Here is a 16,831-nt window from a genome sequence, read left to right as displayed (position 1 = left end):
TTTATTTCTCCCACCAAACTTTCGTGTTGCTGTCGTCAGCGCCAACCGATGCTACTGCCGCGGCCAGACCTTCAGGATTAAGCGACTGTAAATAAGTAGGATAAGGAACACGGCTTGGAAATTTATTCTCGGCGGGTATACCGGTGCCGCGCGGCAAAACGGGATAACCTGTACGACGCTTCTCAAACCAAGCTTGGTAGTCCACGAAAAAATAAGCGTAATATTTTTGCAACATGATTTGTTCCAATTGCTTATCAGAAGTCGCCGTGGCATCATAAGCTACTCCTTTTTGGGTCAAAAATGTAGCGGGCATCGTAGCTCCCCACTGCACCATCGAAGAAGTAATCCCTGCTTCGTAGTGTGCTTTGGGCGTTTTACCAGTTGTATATCCTTTGAGGGCGAGTTCGGCTTTGATAAATTCTACCTCAGCATAGGTCATCATAACCCCCAATTGCGGCAATGTTTTGAGCGCATCGGTATAGCTTGAATTTTGTCCTACCACGTATTCAAGGGTGGTAGGGTAGCCGCTCTGAATACCTCTAAAGGTGGGGACACCCCCTACCGTAATTGGAATAGCCCATATCGCTCGGCGCGGGTCTTGAGTGGCGTTCATGGATTCAAGGAAAAATTCAGTAAAATAGGTCCCATCGCGCCAGTCTAGCGTACGAGCATTGTAATAGGGGTTGAAATAAGGAAATGTACCGGGATAACGAAAAATTGCGTCATCGGCCGTGGCTGAGAAAGTAGGGTATTTTGTTGCATCGGCCAGCATAGCAGTAATTTGCTCCTTGATGTTCAATTCGCCATCCCGCTTCAATAATCGCAGCAATAGTCTTAATTTAAGCGAATTAGCAAATTTTTTCCAACGCTGAATTCCCACATTTTTTGTTCCAGTCAATACGTTAGCGTTGTAGACCAAATCGCCGCCAAAGGTTAAAACCTTGGTATCGTCAAACAAACCGTTCGCCGTTTCTAAGTCTTTCAAAATCTGCGTATAAATGTCTTTTTGCTTATCAAAAGAAGGCTTAAAATTACTTTCGGTAGCTTTGATAGCCTGCGAATAGGGCACATCTCCGTATAAATCGGTCAAAATTGAATATGCCCAACATTTGTACACCAGCGCAATCGCCTTGTAGTTATTTTCTTTCAATTCGTCGGCTACTTTATAAATATCCTCAATATCGGTGAGGTTTTGATAAAAACCAGACCAAACTCCCGCTCCTGGACTGACTGCGTATCGGTGTACTCCCTGTCCGCTTGTGCTGGCACGCGGCGCGTGCACTTGCATGAGTTCATGCGTAAAATTTCGCGCTGCCGAAATGGAGCTATTCACAATTCGGTACTGCATCTGACCCAAAATTACGCCGGGATTTACTTTTTCAGGACGATTGGGGTCGGTGTTAATTTCTTCAAAATTGGATGTACAGGCACTGACAAACAGTGCCATCAACAACGCGAAAATATATGGTTTCTGGACGATTTTCATTATTCTATTTTTTGAGTTTACTACAATTCGTGTACTCTTAATCACGAATACTTTTGCCCCTCTCTGGCAGGGAGAGGGGCCGAGGAAAAGTTAAAACTTAAAGGTCAAATTCACGCCCATACTCCGTGCCGACGGAAACTGCGTAAGTTCTACACCGGGAGTAAGCGTACCGCCGTTTAGATTTCCGCCTTCGGGATCGAATCCAGGAAACTTAGTAAAGTTAAACAACTCCCGTCCAAACAAGGCCACGCTCGTTTGGCGAACGCCCACTCTGTTGAGCAATTTTGGCGGCAAATTAAACTCAAAACGAACTTCTCGGATTTTCAAAAACGAAGCATCAAAAATGTTGACTTCAGCATTGCTGATTTGATAATAATTGTCGTAATAAGCACTCGCCGCAACTTTGACAGTGTTGGGTTTAAACGAGCCGTCTGCCTGTAAAACCACACCTTCGCCCACCAAACCACCATCGCGGCCCGGCAGCGTCACGCGGGTTTTGCCAAGGGTATTGTTTTTGTGGTTGGTTTGCGAATACATACTTCCACCCATTTGACCATCCAGCAATACGCTTAATTTCATGCCTTTATACGTAAATTCGTTCATAAAACTGCCTTTCCAGTCGGCAAAAGCATTGCCCCACTTTTTGGCAGTTGGGTCAAGTTGGGCGGGTAAACCGTTGGACGAATAAATGATTTGCCCATCGGGGGACCGCTGAAAACCGCGTCCGTACATATCGCCCATCAAGCCACCCACGCGGGCTTCGATGGTGACGTTGCCGCTGTGGCTATAAATGGTTTGGTTGGTAATACTTGCGGCCAGTTCGCGCACATGACTGCGGTTGCGTGACCAAATGACGGTGGAGTTCCACGTAAAATTGGGATTAACCACTGGTTTCCCTGTCAGTTTGACCTCAATGCCTTGGCTATTGATAAGTCCCGCGTTGATAAGGGCATTTGAGAAACCCGAAGTGGGGTCAAGCGGCACGGCCAAAATCTGGTTGCGGCTATTGTTGTTGTAATAGGCCAAGTCAAAGCCAAGACGATTTTTGAACAATCGCACATCCAAACCTAACTCGTAGCTTGAGGTAATTTCAGGTTTGAGGTTGGCATTGAACAGCGTACTTGGATTGGTAAAACTGTTTCCATAGATACGGTCATAATAGCGCGTCGTTTGGTAAGGCCGGGTGTCATTCCCTACCTGTGCCCAGGAAGCTCTAAATTTAGCAAACGAGATATTATCGGGTAGTTGAAACAATTCGTTCAACAAAAAACTACTACTCACCGAAGGATAGAAGAACGAGTTATTGGCAAAAGGCAATGTACTCGACCAGTCATTACGTCCTGTAACGTCCAAAAAAACTTTCTCATCGTAGGCAAACTGCGCAGCTCCGTAGATACTATTAATGGCCTTTTTGGTTTTCAACGGGTCTGCCACGGCTTGGTCTAAACTGTTGGAAATCTGATAAATACCGGGTTGAGCCAACTGGTCAGCGTACATTCCTGCAAAATCGTAGGTTTGGCGCATGGCATTCCCACCTACCGAAGCCGTGACGCTGATTTTGTTGGTAAAATTATCTTTGTACGTCAGCAAAAAGTCAGTGTTCGATTCATAACTGAAAACGTTCTGTTCTCTGAACATTCCTCGCGGATACTTGGTCATACTGAAGGGGCGTTGCTGAGATCGGTATTCAAACGACATATCTACACCCGTTCTCACCATCAAATCTAATTTTTTTGAGAGCTCATAATTGGCTGAAATTGTACCGATTAGCCCGTGTTTATTCAATTTGTTCAACATCTCGTACATATCCAAATAAGGATTGTCGGGACCCGGATTGAATGGATTGCGTTGTTGTATTCCTTCCAAACCTGGCTGCCAGTAGGGTTTGTACCATTCGGGTTTGACATTAGGCGCGGGGCCAATAATCACAAAATACATCAACGATTGATTGTTATAGCCCGCCGCCGGCAGGTTATCACTGCGCTTATTGGTGTAGTTGGCTTTTCCCATAATTTTGAGCTTGCTCGACAACTGCTGATTGACCGACAAAGCCGCATTGATGCGCTCAAAACCCGTATTGGGAACAATCCACTCGTTTTTGAGGTGCGTAAACGAAAAACGCGCCGAGCCTTTATCGGTACCGCCTTCGAGTGAGAGGCTATTTGAGAAAGTACGGCCCGTTTGGAAATATCCAGAAATGTAGTCTTTATGCGGCACCCAGGGTGTTCGCTCAGTAGGTCTGCCATCTGGCGCATCGGGATTGTATTGAAAGTAAGATTGCCCGTTAAATTTAGGCCCCCACGCCCGACCTGCCGCCGCTGTGGTGCTTGTGTTGATACCATCCGCACTGTTTAAATAAGAATAATACACATCTGTGCGTCCTTCACCGTATTCAAATTGATAATCTGGCCAGCGGTTAACCTGCTCAATGTTAAAATTGGTATTGAACGTCACCCCAATTCCTCGGTCTTTTCGTACCCCTGTTTTGGTAGTAATGATGAGCGCACCACCCGCCGCCCGGCTTCCGTAAAGTGCCGTAGCACCGGGGCCTTTCAACACCGTTACTTTTTCTATATCATCGGGATTTAAGTCAGAAACGGTAGAACCGTAGTCAATTGGGCTATCTGCCGAAAGGTGAGAATTGAATCCTGTACTCGTGATTTTGCTGCTGATGGGTACGCCATCCACGACGATGAGGGCTTGGTTGTTTTCCAAATTGAGCGACGATTCTCCGCGCAGCGTGATCCTCGACGAACCCATTGGTCCACCGCCCACCCCCTGAATATTGAGGCCCGCTACTTTTCCCGAAAGTGTATTTACCCAGTTGTTGGATTTGGCGTCTACCACGGCGTTGGCATTGATGGTTTGTGCCGCAAATCCCAGCGATTTTTCTTCACGTTTGATGCCCAAGGCCGTAACGACCACCTCACTGAGCATTTTTGTGTCTTCCTCCAACACAATATCAATGGTGCTGCGGTTGCCAACTTTTATTTCTTGCAATACAAAACCAATGGCTGAGACGGTAAGTAGCGAAGTGTTGGTAACAGAATTGATTTTGTAAACACCATTTGCATCCGTAGTAGTGCCCGTATTTGTCCCTTTCACGAGGACGTTTACACCTGGAATGGCTTCTCCGGCTACGGAAGTAATCTTACCCGTAACCATGTTGGACTGAGCTAACGTACTCAGTGTAATAAACCAACCCAACAAAAGAAGTAATCCACTTTGAAGTAGATTTTTTTTCATAATTTAACAACGTTTTTAGTGACTTGAAAGAAAGCTGAAGACAACTCACGTCGTAGCCGTTCCAGCGGCTGCGACTTTTTTTATGGGGGGTAACCCATTTGCAAAACTACAATGAAGTTGTAGACTGTATATTATCAGGTTTTTAAGTGTTTGTTATGTTTTTGAAACCCCTTTTTAATAACTTAAAATTTTGATAATGAACAACTTGATTGTTTTCATATCTTATTTATGAAGAAACCTCGGTTATTTTCCAAAACCCTATTCAGGAACGACCCAAAAACTACATTGGCGAGCATTTTGGATAATTTATTCAATCGGGCTGCTGCACCAACTGCCGCTCGTACCAAATCAATGCGCTTTTTATGGTTCGTTCAATCAGCTCCTTCAATTGTATTCCGTGATGATTGGCGAGGGCTGGTAAGTAGCTACGTTGAGGGTCTAAGTTTGGCATTGTATTAATATCAAGTATGTAAACCTCGTCATTGGCTACGCGGACATCTGTTCGCGACATTCCTTTGATTTCCAAAAGTTTATGCAGTTCCAACACCCCTTCAGTCATCATGTCATAAAGATGTTCATCCAATTGGGGCTCAAAATCTTTGTAGGTAGGTCCATAGTTTTGACCTGCTACATAGATAGCTCTACCATCGTTGGGGATAATTTCTAATGGCGGCAGGCATTGAGGGTTTAGTCCATTTTTATTAGGAATTACCGCAACGGTAAACTCACGGCCTTCGATATAAGGCTGAATAATGTAGGATTCTAAGCTGTTTAATTGCTGACTAGGAATGTTATCTTTTTTAAAAAATAGCATGTTACGGTGTAGGCTACCGTAGCGATGCTTGGCAATAAAGGTCGTAGTTGGAGAAAAATCAAGCAGTTCGTTAGGCAATAAAATACGAGGAGTATTTAATCCTACTTGCACACACATATCTGGCAAAAGGGCCTTATCCATGGCCAAAAGTTGGGTCGAATAAGAGCTTGCAGTATGTTTAATCCCATGCCAGTCAAGCCAACGAACCACTTCTACCTGGTCAGCTACACCGTACCCATAGCACACGTTGAAAACAAGGTCAAACTGACGTAAAAAATCAGCAAACTCAGCGGTGAAACCCACAAAATGTGTTACAAAAGTTTGGACATTCTCAGGGGTTGCCTGAATGAGGGAAGCAATGGTGGCAGCATTGATATTTTCGCGCCACGGGGTAAAATCGGAGTCAGAATACAGATAAAGTAGTTTCATCGCAGAAGGCAGGTTTAATTCTGCGAATGTAGCATTTTGACCTCCTATATTATGTTAAGATAGAGTCAATAAATTATTATGTTTTTTACGGAAAAATTTAATCAAAAGTAATTGGTTATCAATAGTATAAATAGCGGTAAGTTGCCGACATAACAGCTTTGAGCCGATGGTTTTAAATAAAGAAAAGGCGTAGGTTCTTACCGTCTTTTGTTCAGGTCTTTGCCCCCATTTCCGATGAAAAACTTAACATAAATACAACATTAGACTATTGTTTTACAAAAAAAATACCTATCTATTTGTAAATTTTTTTATTTGTACATTTTTCTAATTATTCAACCCAAAATGAAATCAAAAATAAAGGCTCAAGCAAGCGAAATTGCAAAAAAAATTGCCGATGTTATGATAGACGAGGCTACTTCCAAAAAGATAAAAAAAGCGGTCAATAAAACCTCTGAAAAGTTGGCGAAGAGGCTTGTAAAAATTAAGCAGAAAGAAGCCAAAGAGAAAGAAAAGGGAGAAAAGAAAGCCGCAAAAAAGGTGTTAGAGGCAGCAAAGAAAGTGGCCAAAGAAAAAAAAGTCAAGAAAGTAGCTAAAGTTTCGAAAAAGAAAGATGAAGCTACCCCTACCCCTATAGCTTAGATAACTTCAATTCGCGTTTATACACAAACGGCAACCATTCTGTAAATGGTTGCCGTTTGTGTATAAACTAACTCTTATTGATGCTGTAAGACTGATTTGCTAGTACCCTTCGTTTTGGTACATTTTTACGGGATCAAGCTTGAACTCATCGAACGGAATGGGATAATAATAATCTTTGAGACCAAAATTAGAAATCTTGGCTGCGCCAAAATCTGCCTGCAACTTGGTGCCCATATAAGTTACCAACTCAGCAGGTGTAAAAAAGCGCAGCAAATCAAACCAACGGTGGTTTTCAAACGCCAGTTCGATGCGGCGCTCGTGCAAAATAGCCATTTTGAGCGTAGGGAACTTAGCTTTGTATGCGGCGGTCTCTTTCACAACTTCATACAGAGGCATCTTCGCCCGTTCGCGCACCTGATTCAGAAAGCTAATGGCGGCCGCATCATTGCCCAAATACAGATTCACTTCGGCCAACATTAAAATCACGTCGGCGTAACGCATTAGAATCCAGTCATTTCCGCCGTATCCGTTGGCTCCTGCCGCAGCGCTTACATCGCGGTATTTGGTAATAAAGTAATCTTTTACGTTGGCCGCATTAGCGTATTTAATGGAAAAATCTTTCCGCAAATCACCCTCTTCGTATTCTTTTACTAAATCAGGGGTTACATTACCGCCCGTTCCAGTGGTGGTACGCAACGAATTGATATTTTCTCCCTGCGCCTGAGTGCTCACAGCAATGTTGGAAGCATAATTAATGTCTCCCTGCTTATACACGATTTGAAAGATAATTTCAGGATTCGTTGATTTTTTGGCAACATCAAACACATCCGTATAAGAAATTTCTTTCAACAGGCCGAAAGTACGCTTATCATACGCAGCAGTCAGGTAGGTCTTTGCCTGATTGAGGTTAGTTGTACGGTTGGCGGCATCCAAAGTGGTGGCCATGGTCAGGTATACCTGCCCCAAAAGTGCCATCCCAGCAACTTTAGAAACTCGTCCTTTATTGGCAACAGGCTGGTGGTCAGGCAATGAACTATTGACCACGTCGGTCAGGTCAGCTACAATCTGCGCGTACACTTTGTCTTTTTTCTCCCGTGCGGTGTTGGCTTTTACTTCATCACTGGAACTCAACGGCTTGGTAACCAGCGGTACATCGCCCCATTTACGTACCAAATGGAAGTAGACCAATGCCCGAATAAACTTGGCTTCTGCTTGATATTGAGCTTTGGTGGTGGCATTTGAAAACGTTACTTTCTCAATCCCGTCCAACACTAAGTTGGTCCGCGTGATGATTTGGTACAACGCCAACCAGTGGGTTTTTAGGTAGGTATTGCTGGGCAGCAACGAGAAATCGTTGAACTGAAACGGCTCCCCCGCGTTGGATTGATTGTCGTTTCTGCCCGTGTTGTCGGAGCGCTCTTCTGAATACAACATGCTGCCTTCGGCAAGGCCGCTGTTGTTGCGCAGGGCTTGATACGCACCGTTAACCGCTAATAAAACGTCATTTTCATTTTTAAAATAATTAGAGGTAGCCACCGAATTGGGGTCAGTTTCTACCAAAAAGTTGTCATTGCACGACATTGCTCCGAGCGTTAGGCAAAGACAAAGGATACTGTTACGTATAGTTTTCATAATTAATTTCGGTTGAATCAAACGTGTGTTAGAAAGTCAATTTTGCGCCGATGTTGTAGGCACGGGCCAATGGATACATACCATAATCTACCCCGGGCGTGAGGTTGGCTCCGCCATTGTAATCCACTTCAGGATTGTAGCCCTTGTACTTCGTTACGGTAAAAGCATTATTGACATTGGCATACACGCGCAGGCCTTCCACTTTCCATTTACCGAGCCATTTTGTCGGCAAATTATAACCCAACGAAAGGTTGGTACAACGGAAGAAGGAGCCGCTTTGCAAATAGAATGTGGACAAACGGGTGCTGTTGCTTTGGGTACCTCCACGAGCTGCTCGGTATACAAGTCCGTTGCCCGGTTCGGCTTCTGAGCGATAACGATTGATTACATCAACATATTGATTACCTGAGGCTTCCATATTATAGACATAATAATCCTGTCCGTCCAATACCTGATTCCCGTATACGCCGTTGAACGCTGCCCCCAAATCAAAATCGCGGTAACTTGCATTGAGCGAAAAGCCGTAGGTAAACTTAGGATAAGGCGTACCAATGACCTGTTTGTCGGCATCATTCACGACACCATCTTTGTTTACATCTTCAAAAATCAAATCACCCGGACGGAGCGGATTGCTTGAAGCCGTCGAACGTGCTGGGCCTTTCAACACGTAACCCGTTGGGAATGACTGCTTAGAAGCGTTGTAGTTGGCATTATCAACCGCAATATTTTCCATGTCTTTTTCACGCACCATGCCAATCACTTTAAATCCATAGAACATTCCGATGGGCTGCCCTTCTTGGGTAATGTGGGTCAGGTAAGAGCGCTCGGCACCGTTGGTAATGATGGTATTGGCGCCTCCCATGTTGAGGACTTTATTGCGGTTGAACGAAATATTCCCGCTTAGATTCAACTTAAAATCTTTGGTCGAAACCAAACGGCTGTCTATCTGCAACTCAACGCCTTTGTTTTGCACTTTCGAATCGCGCAGGTTGGTTAAGATTGTAGACGTTCCCGAAATAGCCGACACAGGTTGATTGAACAACAAATTGTATGAATTACTCAAATAGGCATTGAAAATGAATGAAAGGCGGTTGCGCAATAATCCAACATCAAGTCCTACATTGTATTGTGAAGTCGATTCCCAACCCAAACGTTGATCTTTGATGGGGCCTGCCCAAACGGCCGTGTTGATGGTTCCGTTGCCAAAAACGGTCCCGCTTGGGTTAGCCATGGTTTGCAGATAATTGTAATTTCCGATGTTGTAATTACCCGTCAGACCCCAGCTTGCCCGCAGTTTGAGCGTTGAAGCTTCTCCTAACATATTGTTATAGAACGATTCTTCGGAAATATTCCACCCTGCCGACACGGACGGAAAAGCGCCCCAACGGTTCAACGGTCCAAAACGAGAAGACCCGTCACGACGAAAAGCCGCCGTGATGTAATAGCGACTCGCATAACGGTATTCGGCCCTTGCCAAGTACGACAACAGCGTTTCTTCTACTTTTCCAGTTGCGCCATTCAGGAAAAAATTGGCTGGGTCAGCGCCTTTGGCTGTAATTTCTTGAATCAGGTCATTCTGAAATCCTTGCGCCGACACACTGATTAAGTCACTGTTGTATTTTTGGGCGGTATAACCCGCTAATAAATTAATGCCATGTTCGCCGAATTGCTTGGTGTAGTTGGCCGTAAACTCTCCCAAAAGGTTGGTAGTTGCCAATGTTTGGGCGGTGGCTCGGGCCGCAGCGTAAGATTGCGTAGAATACGGCGGATTGTTGCCACTGCTCAGGCTCGTGGGCAAATAGTACTCGTATTTCTCGTTGTACGTTTGCAAACCGATGTTAGCTTTGGCCGACAATCCTGGCAAGAGTTCATAGGTAAGATTTCCGTTGTAATTAGCCCGCAATCCGCGACGCTTGATGTTGGTTTCCAACGCTAAAGCCACGGGATTTTCTACTGTCTGATACCCAAACGTTGGCTGTTGGGCGGCTACCTGATTTTTCAATAACACGCCGTTGTCGTCGTATGCTCGGAAGGTGGGCGGATAAATCAACGCACCTAATACTACCCCCTGATTAAAACGGCCTTCTTGTACTTCGCGCCCGTTGGTGGAAGTGACAAAAATACTCGCTCCTACTTTGAGTTTTTCGGTCAGGTCACCGTCAACATTAACCCTAAAATTCAGTCGTTCTTGTTTGGTAGCGACGATAATTCCCTGTTGGTTTTGATAACCCAAACTTACCAAATAGCGTCCGCCTTTGTTGCCACCCGAAAACGTCAGATTGTGGCGACTCACGGGTGCATTACGGTACAATTCGTTTTGCCAATCGGTATTGTATTTAGGCGCAATCAACTTCTGATTCGCAAAGTCATAGATGTCGGTTGGAATGCTTACGGCGCTGGCGTTACCTACTTTGGAGACTCGCGTAGCGTTATCATCTGAAAACATAGAGTTGTTCCATGTCTTCCCTGAATTTTCGTACAAATCGCGGTAGGTGTTGTTGCGGGCATCAATCAACAATTGTGCAAACTGCTCTGAATTAAGCAACTTTACTTTCTTTGCCAATTGATGTACACCATATTGATAGTCATATTCCATTTTACCCTTACCCTCTTTGCCGCGTTTGGTGGTGATAATGACGACCCCACCCGAAGCGCGTGAACCATAAATAGCCGCCGAAGCCGCATCTTTCAGAATGTCAATGCTTTCAATGTCGTTGGGGTTGATGAAAACATCATTTCCTGCGGGAAAACCGTCAATAACGTACAACGGGTCTGAGCTGGCATTGATGGAGCCAATTCCGCGCACCCGGATTTTAGTGCTGACATAGGGTGCTCCGCTTACCTGCGACACTTGCACCCCAGCCAGTTTTCCTACCAATGCCTGCCCGAGCGTTGGGGCGGCGAGGTTCAATTCGCGGGCTTTTACGTTTGAGATAGCCCCTGTTACGTCGCTTTTACGCAGGGTTTGATAACCCACCGCTACCACCTCATTGAGCATATTTATGTCTTCTTTGAGTTTAATTGTCAAGGACATTTGACCATTAATTACCACTTCCTGCGGCACAAATCCGACCGACGAAATGACCAGCACAGCTTCCGTAGATACTTCAAGAGAAAACTTTCCTTGCCCGTCAGATACCGTTCCTTTGCGGGTTTGTTTTTCCACAATACTTACGCCCGGCAACGGTTGATTTGCCTCATCGGTAATGGTTCCTGTTACTTTGATTACCTGTTGGAGCTTGGTGGCTGATGCAGGGGATTGATGCAGAAAGGTCAATCCCAAAAACAAAATGCAAAAGCACATCCAACTTTTGGTTGGTGTTTTGTAGATGTTCATCACTAATAAATTAGGTGTTTAATTGGTTTGCCGAAAAGGGCGCCGGCAAATACGCCTTTTGTTATTTTACCGTTACAAAATGTACATTTTGATGGCGCGAAGAAGTAACGGCCATCCCCGTTGAAGAGCCATCGAGAAGCGTAAAACCTTCCAACTCGTCGGATTTATCAATATCTACTACGTTCAATACTTGTTGTTGCCCCGATGCAATGGATTTGTTCAAATCCACAAACGTAAATCGCCATTTACGACCCTCTATTTGGTTTTGAATCAATACCAAAACTCCCTTTGACGGTATCCAATGCAGGTTTTGAACCCAAGCCGAGCAGCTAAACTTTTTGAACAACACACCTGCTTCGCTTGTCCTTTTGGCATTGCGGAGGAGTTCGGGGTCATAGAGACGAACTTCGTTGGATTTTTGGCCATAATCAGCTGTGGCTACGTACCATTTACCTTTGTATTGTACGTACTCAGGACGCGTTCCCTGAATACATACATCGTCTTCAATCACGTTGAGCAAATTTCCGTCCAGTGTTTTGGTACGTTGCAGCCCTTCCCAATCAACGGCATAAATCACCGCTTTCCAGCGCGTTCCTTCTGGATTAAGACGAATACTGTTGCCGATAAAAGTGTGTTTGGAGCCATTATGAGCAATTCCAGTGGGATGATTGATCACATCCTGACCGTTTTGCGTGAGCTTTATTTCTTGGCCCGTATAAACTAATTGATTGGAGTTGAGGGTATAAGTACGGATTATTCCCATTTCACGGTCGCCGTAGAGATAAACCTTACCTTGTTGATAGCTAACTCCCTGGCAAGCCCCTAAAGAGTCAATGGTGGTTGATGCAACGATTTTTACTTCCATGTCTGCCGCTCCGAAAAACAAAACAGCCATGGCGCTAACGATGGTGATTACTATTTTCACTAATTAAGTGCGGTTATACTACGCAGCAAAATTGGGTATTTAGTGTTATCCGAAGGTTAACCTGGTTTTGCCAAATCGTTAAATGTATAAACAGTCATTGGGTTGTGTACGCCCAAATTAACCACTACACAGCTCAAATGGTGTTAAGGTAGATTTAAAACCTGATTAAGTGCACCTTGTTAATCAGGGAATTAATGAGATACGTTTGGGCAATTGGAATGGCTCACAATGTGTTCACAGAACCTTAACCTCCTATCTTTTATCATCAGGAGTCCGTTATCATGAGCAAGTTTTATGTTATTTGAAAAAAGCCTCTTTTATGGCATCTGTATCGTTATAAGAGGTAATACGGGTAAGTTTGTTGTTTTCGTCAACCTCCCAAATGTGTACCCAACGTTGATGATAGGTCTTACCTGTATTTTTTACCGTGGCAGTTTCTTGCCCTATAACGACTACCTTGTTTTGGTTGACAAAAAACTCCTCAGGCGAAAACATACGAATGTCTAAATTGCTTCCCATGCTTTGAAGCATTGTGCCTACTTGTTGTTTTCCCTGATACATTCCACCGTAAGGGACCATTTCGGGATAAAGAGCCTCCCAAACGAAATTATCTGATAAATTACCAAAGAAGGTATCCATATCGCCTTTACCAAAAGCCGTATAATTGTTTTGAACAAGTTGAATATTTTTTGTGGTATTCATATTTTTTATCAGAAGAAGCCGAACCCAACAGGATGAACCGCCTCGATTAGCGATTTTGGTCAAACATCGAACAAAGTAACAGAAATAACTCGGGCATCCGTTGAATTTCACCCAAAATGACTATTTCAAATCAGACGCATTTTGTAACTTGACTCGGTCGGCAAAAATACTCCAAATCTAAATAAACACTTGGTCTGCTTAGCAACCAGTGTTTTGACAAGCGTGGTCTTCCAACCTGACAAGGCCCCAAAATGCCACTCAATAATATGTAAGAGAGTCCCGCCAGTACTTCTAAACTTTCCTCAACCATATCCAATAAATTAACCAGACAAATGTAAAATAAAATTGTCTGGTTAATTCCAAGGTACCCAAACGAAAAAGTTCGGTTTTCGAAAATGAATTGTAAATCAGTAAATGCAAAAGCGTGAACAAAATCTTTTGTATTTCTAATCTAAAGTCAATAAGCCTAATTGCATTCCACTTCGCAATTTAAAGGTGTTTTAGGTTGAAAAATCGCTCAACATTTCGACTGTCTTTGACATCAACTTGACCCATACGCAGCGCACCTATTACCGAATGGGTGGGCTCAATCAGAATGATTTTTACATCAAATCGGTAGTTTACAAATAAGTTTGTCTCCAAAGGCGTTGTTAATTTAGCCATTATCTGAACTTTATCAGTTTGAGGCCGAACCACCGACTCAATCACACTAGGGCTATCGCTCACGCCTACGTTGAGATAGTTGGCCCGAATGGTGTTTAAAGTCCACGCATTGAGTTGATCACGAAGGTAAACCAACACCACCCCTTTATCGGCGATTGCAGCGTAGTTTTGTGGACTATAAGTCCGAAAACTATTGTAAGTGAACAGTTTAGTAGTAGCATCATAATTTGGAGTGCCTAGTGCATTAAACTGCTGATTGGCGTAAATATAACTCCGGGCATTCACCGTACCCGAATCTCCCTTGGGGCCTTGCGAACCAGTGTCGCCCTTAGGCCCTTGTGCACCCGTATCTCCTTTCGGCCCAGGTACTCCTTCGGTATTACAAGCTGTAAGGCCAATGAGGCCCACTAGAAATAACATTGCAATTGTTTTCATGGAAAGCTGTATATTTTAATAGTACAAAATTTTAAGTCTCTCCGAATCAACATTTTGCTAAATGACTGTTCGTAAAAGACAGCGCAAAATTAGTACTGCTGCCAACGGCCCAGAATTGCTTACAGCATGAATTGCTGTTTTTATACCTTGAAGTGTCGATTATCAATCAGAAATCGGAAAAGTCTTTGACAGAAGATTGCCACTGAAAAAAGTGCTGAAGAAAAAAAAAGATAGATTTATAAAAGGGTCGTTGCTTTATATTATTTTAATTCACCCAAGGCATAATTCTCTGATTTTAAACCCAATAAATAAAAATCAAGTTAAAACTCAATCTTCTACTTCCAGAATCCCACCCTTGAGATGAAAAATTTGTTTCTCCTGAAACGCCTCCGTCCGACAATAATCTTTGGCCGCTACGCGAGAGCGGGTTCCATTGGTGCAAACGACGATGAGGGTTTGATAAGGCAATAATTCGGTGCGGCGTTCTCGAATATCTGCAAGGGGGATATTGGTACCGCCAATGCTAAATTCCTCAAACTCCCAAGGCTCCCGCACATCCACAATGATAGCATCTGGTTGGGCAGCCATGGCTTCAGCTTCTTGGAGCGATATATCTTGGTAAATATTCAAAATGCTTATTTCCTGTTATGCTGTTTCATCCACTGAACAGTCTCCGTAAGAATTTCTGGGTTAAAATGGCGGCGGGCATATTGCATGTATTGCCCAGATTGTTGCAATTGAGCCGCTTCAACAAAAGACTTTACTTTAATAAAATGCTGATCGGTGCCTTTCAATTGCTTAAACGTTCCCAACTCAGGACTCACTTCATTTACAATTCGGGCAATACTCTGCGCCGATTCTGGGCTGATAGCTTCACTATCAAATTCTCCGCACAGGGACAAAGTAGGCACTGACGCCTGCGCCAATGCCTGCGTGAGGTTTTGCTGCTGAAGCTCGGTAAAAAACGCCGACGAACGCCCAAAAAAAGTGCCTCTATGGTAGGAAAGTGGATTTTCTTTAGATGTAAGTATTGCCTCAAAATCAGGCTCTTGAAGCAACTCAGTCGGTGTTTTTGCCTGTACCAACCATTCATACAACAAAGGTATCATCATCCGGGTATTGGCTTCGATGGATTGGTACGACTCCTGATACAATAACGGCTTTTGGCGGTATACATCAATCATGTGCTCAAACCACGGTTTCACCACGGTTCCGTACGTGATGATACCCATCGGTTTAGAACCCGATTGGGCCACCAACAGTGACGCCAACGCTCCACCCAATGAGTGCCCAAACAAAAAATATCGGGTGCTGTCAACAAAAGAAAGTTTCTTAAAAGCCGCAAACGCGTTCTGAAAAGCGGCCTTTTCTTCTTCATAACTCAGCCGAACGCACTCTTTTGTACCAGCACTTTCTCCTACTCCTGGTTTTTCAATCCTAAAAACAACGTACCCGGCACTCACCCAACCATCCACTAATTGTTTGACAGGAGCAAGTGTGTCTTCGGCAAAATGAACTGAACCGCACTCATGCCCTTGAATGTAAAATATAGCAGGTAAGCGATTGCTTCCCAATGGCTTATGAACAATAGAACGCAAATAGCCCCGTTGATAAGGAACCTCTCCGTAAATTACCTCTCCTTTTGAAAACTCCTTGGGTGCCGCAACCACATTCCCAACGGCTCGGACTTTCTTTCTATTTCGAATGTAAGTAATTGAAATTGGTTCCTGCTCGTACAATTCCTGCTCCAACTTTCGAAAATCGAACATGTACAACGAATCCGTTTCATTGATAGAGACCAGAATATCGCCCGCCTGAATGCCCAAGCGCGCGGCAGTAAATTCTGGCATGACACTCTTCACTAAAATCCCGTGGCTATCGGGTAAATGCTGCATGCTCATCAACGAATCACTCGCCTCTACATAGCTGATGCCCAAACTCCCTTTGTGGCGAAGGTGTTGTGCCGAAGTGACGAAAGGCGAAAAAAGAAGGATAAAAAAGGCAAAAGCAACGGAAAAACGCATCGAATTGTGAAGTTAAATGTTGACTGCCAAAAGTTAATCGTTCGGGCAATGAACAGATTATCTTTTAACTCCTCTACAAAGGTCGTGCCTGAAAAGTAATTTCAGAAAGTAAGCCTACGGCGTTGAAACGTAAAATCACTTTTTGAGCGGCTGATTTTTGGGTAATATCAGTACAATGAATTCCTTTTTCCAAGAAATAGACGTAGAATTTTTGATCCCGTGACCCCAACTGCTGAATATCTGGGCGGCCCAGCATGTACCCTACATCATCGATATGTTTCCCCAAAAGCTCACTCTGTATTTTCACAAATTCTTTTTCAAGCCCTTTTCTGACGTCGCCGCATCCACCTCGGTCACTTCGCCATTTTATTAAATCTAAATTTCCAACTTTATCTGGTGCGGAAGAACAGGAAAAAACGAAAGAAAGCAGGAGAAACGAAAGGGTATTTACGCTTAAATAACGGTTATTTTTTATCATAAAAATCAAAATCAGACGATA

12 protein-coding genes are annotated in these 16,831 nt (G+C 43.9%); 1 reads left to right on the top strand and 11 read right to left on the bottom strand.

Annotated elements, in window-relative coordinates; all coding sequences use genetic code 11:
- Position 1: 1 nt before the first annotated feature.
- The 3 genes from DVG78_RS01625 to DVG78_RS01615 all read right to left on the bottom strand — a co-directional run bounded on the left by DVG78_RS01625 (position 2) and on the right by DVG78_RS01615 (position 5,975).
- Complete coding sequence (locus DVG78_RS01625; protein WP_114459316.1) at positions 2 to 1,486, bottom strand: SusD/RagB family nutrient-binding outer membrane lipoprotein; 1,485 nt, start codon at positions 1,484 to 1,486, stop codon at positions 2 to 4.
- A 90-nt stretch (positions 1,487 to 1,576) separates the two neighbouring features.
- Positions 1,577 to 4,732, bottom strand: coding sequence for a SusC/RagA family TonB-linked outer membrane protein (locus DVG78_RS01620; RefSeq protein WP_114459315.1), 3,156 nt, complete (start codon positions 4,730 to 4,732; stop codon positions 1,577 to 1,579).
- Positions 4,733 to 5,042: 310 nt separating this feature from the next.
- On the bottom strand, positions 5,043 to 5,975 hold the full coding sequence (locus DVG78_RS01615; protein ID WP_114459314.1) for an ATP-grasp domain-containing protein: 933 nt from the start codon (positions 5,973 to 5,975) through the stop codon (positions 5,043 to 5,045).
- A 342-nt stretch (positions 5,976 to 6,317) separates the two neighbouring features.
- On the opposite strand from DVG78_RS01615, the gene DVG78_RS01610 reads away from it, so the two are divergent.
- Positions 6,318 to 6,614 (top strand): hypothetical protein, encoded by a 297-nt coding sequence (locus DVG78_RS01610; RefSeq protein ID WP_114459313.1) that lies wholly within the window; start codon positions 6,318 to 6,320, stop codon positions 6,612 to 6,614.
- Between the two features lie 99 nt (positions 6,615 to 6,713).
- Here DVG78_RS01610 and DVG78_RS01605 read toward each other — a convergent pair whose 3' ends face one another.
- The 8 genes from DVG78_RS01605 to DVG78_RS01570 all read right to left on the bottom strand — a co-directional run bounded on the left by DVG78_RS01605 (position 6,714) and on the right by DVG78_RS01570 (position 16,810).
- On the bottom strand, positions 6,714 to 8,246 hold the full coding sequence (locus DVG78_RS01605) for a RagB/SusD family nutrient uptake outer membrane protein (RefSeq protein ID WP_114459312.1): 1,533 nt from the start codon (positions 8,244 to 8,246) through the stop codon (positions 6,714 to 6,716).
- A 28-nt stretch (positions 8,247 to 8,274) separates the two neighbouring features.
- A complete protein-coding gene (locus DVG78_RS01600; protein ID WP_114459311.1) occupies positions 8,275 to 11,583 on the bottom strand; it encodes a SusC/RagA family TonB-linked outer membrane protein in 3,309 nt (1,102 codons plus the stop codon).
- Between the two features lie 61 nt (positions 11,584 to 11,644).
- Entirely contained in the window at positions 11,645 to 12,508 is an 864-nt protein-coding gene (locus DVG78_RS01595) for a hypothetical protein (protein WP_114459310.1), read from the bottom strand.
- Between the two features lie 297 nt (positions 12,509 to 12,805).
- Positions 12,806 to 13,210, bottom strand: a complete 405-nt coding sequence (locus tag DVG78_RS01590; protein WP_114459309.1) for a nuclear transport factor 2 family protein — start codon at positions 13,208 to 13,210, stop codon at positions 12,806 to 12,808.
- 489 nt (positions 13,211 to 13,699) lie between these two features.
- Positions 13,700 to 14,308: a collagen-like triple helix repeat-containing protein gene (locus tag DVG78_RS01585; protein WP_114459308.1), complete on the bottom strand. Its 609-nt coding sequence runs from the start codon at positions 14,306 to 14,308 to the stop codon at positions 13,700 to 13,702.
- Between the two features lie 327 nt (positions 14,309 to 14,635).
- Complete coding sequence (locus DVG78_RS01580) at positions 14,636 to 14,938, bottom strand: rhodanese-like domain-containing protein (RefSeq protein WP_114459307.1); 303 nt, start codon at positions 14,936 to 14,938, stop codon at positions 14,636 to 14,638.
- A gap of 5 nt (positions 14,939 to 14,943) precedes the next feature.
- On the bottom strand, positions 14,944 to 16,332 hold the full coding sequence (locus tag DVG78_RS01575; protein ID WP_114459306.1) for a serine aminopeptidase domain-containing protein: 1,389 nt from the start codon (positions 16,330 to 16,332) through the stop codon (positions 14,944 to 14,946).
- 73 nt (positions 16,333 to 16,405) lie between these two features.
- Complete coding sequence (locus tag DVG78_RS01570) at positions 16,406 to 16,810, bottom strand: hypothetical protein (RefSeq protein WP_229598097.1); 405 nt, start codon at positions 16,808 to 16,810, stop codon at positions 16,406 to 16,408.
- Between the last annotated feature and the right edge of the window lie 21 nt (positions 16,811 to 16,831).

Source organism: Runella aurantiaca (genome assembly GCF_003339505.1).
Classification (GTDB): Bacteria; Bacteroidota; Bacteroidia; order Cytophagales; family Spirosomataceae; genus Runella; species Runella aurantiaca.
The sequence above is the reverse complement of the archived record's forward strand: the minus strand, read 5'-3'. Positions and strand labels throughout refer to the sequence as shown.

Bases quoted from the DNA above. Each gene is read 5' to 3' on its own strand.
- DVG78_RS01625 (WP_114459316.1), bottom strand. From the start codon at position 1,486: ATGAAAATCGTCCAGAAACCATATATTTTCGCGTTGTTGATGGCACTG.
- DVG78_RS01620 (WP_114459315.1), bottom strand. From the start codon at position 4,732: ATGAAAAAAAATCTACTTCAAAGTGGATTACTTCTTTTGTTGGGTTGG.
- DVG78_RS01615 (WP_114459314.1), bottom strand. From the start codon at position 5,975: ATGAAACTACTTTATCTGTATTCTGACTCCGATTTTACCCCGTGGCGC.
- DVG78_RS01610 (WP_114459313.1), top strand. From the start codon at position 6,318: ATGAAATCAAAAATAAAGGCTCAAGCAAGCGAAATTGCAAAAAAAATT.
- DVG78_RS01605 (WP_114459312.1), bottom strand. From the start codon at position 8,246: ATGAAAACTATACGTAACAGTATCCTTTGTCTTTGCCTAACGCTCGGA.
- DVG78_RS01600 (WP_114459311.1), bottom strand. From the start codon at position 11,583: ATGAACATCTACAAAACACCAACCAAAAGTTGGATGTGCTTTTGCATT.
- DVG78_RS01590 (WP_114459309.1), bottom strand. From the start codon at position 13,210: ATGAATACCACAAAAAATATTCAACTTGTTCAAAACAATTATACGGCT.
- DVG78_RS01585 (WP_114459308.1), bottom strand. From the start codon at position 14,308: ATGAAAACAATTGCAATGTTATTTCTAGTGGGCCTCATTGGCCTTACA.
- DVG78_RS01575 (WP_114459306.1), bottom strand. From the start codon at position 16,332: ATGCGTTTTTCCGTTGCTTTTGCCTTTTTTATCCTTCTTTTTTCGCCT.
- DVG78_RS01570 (WP_229598097.1), bottom strand. From the start codon at position 16,810: ATGATAAAAAATAACCGTTATTTAAGCGTAAATACCCTTTCGTTTCTC.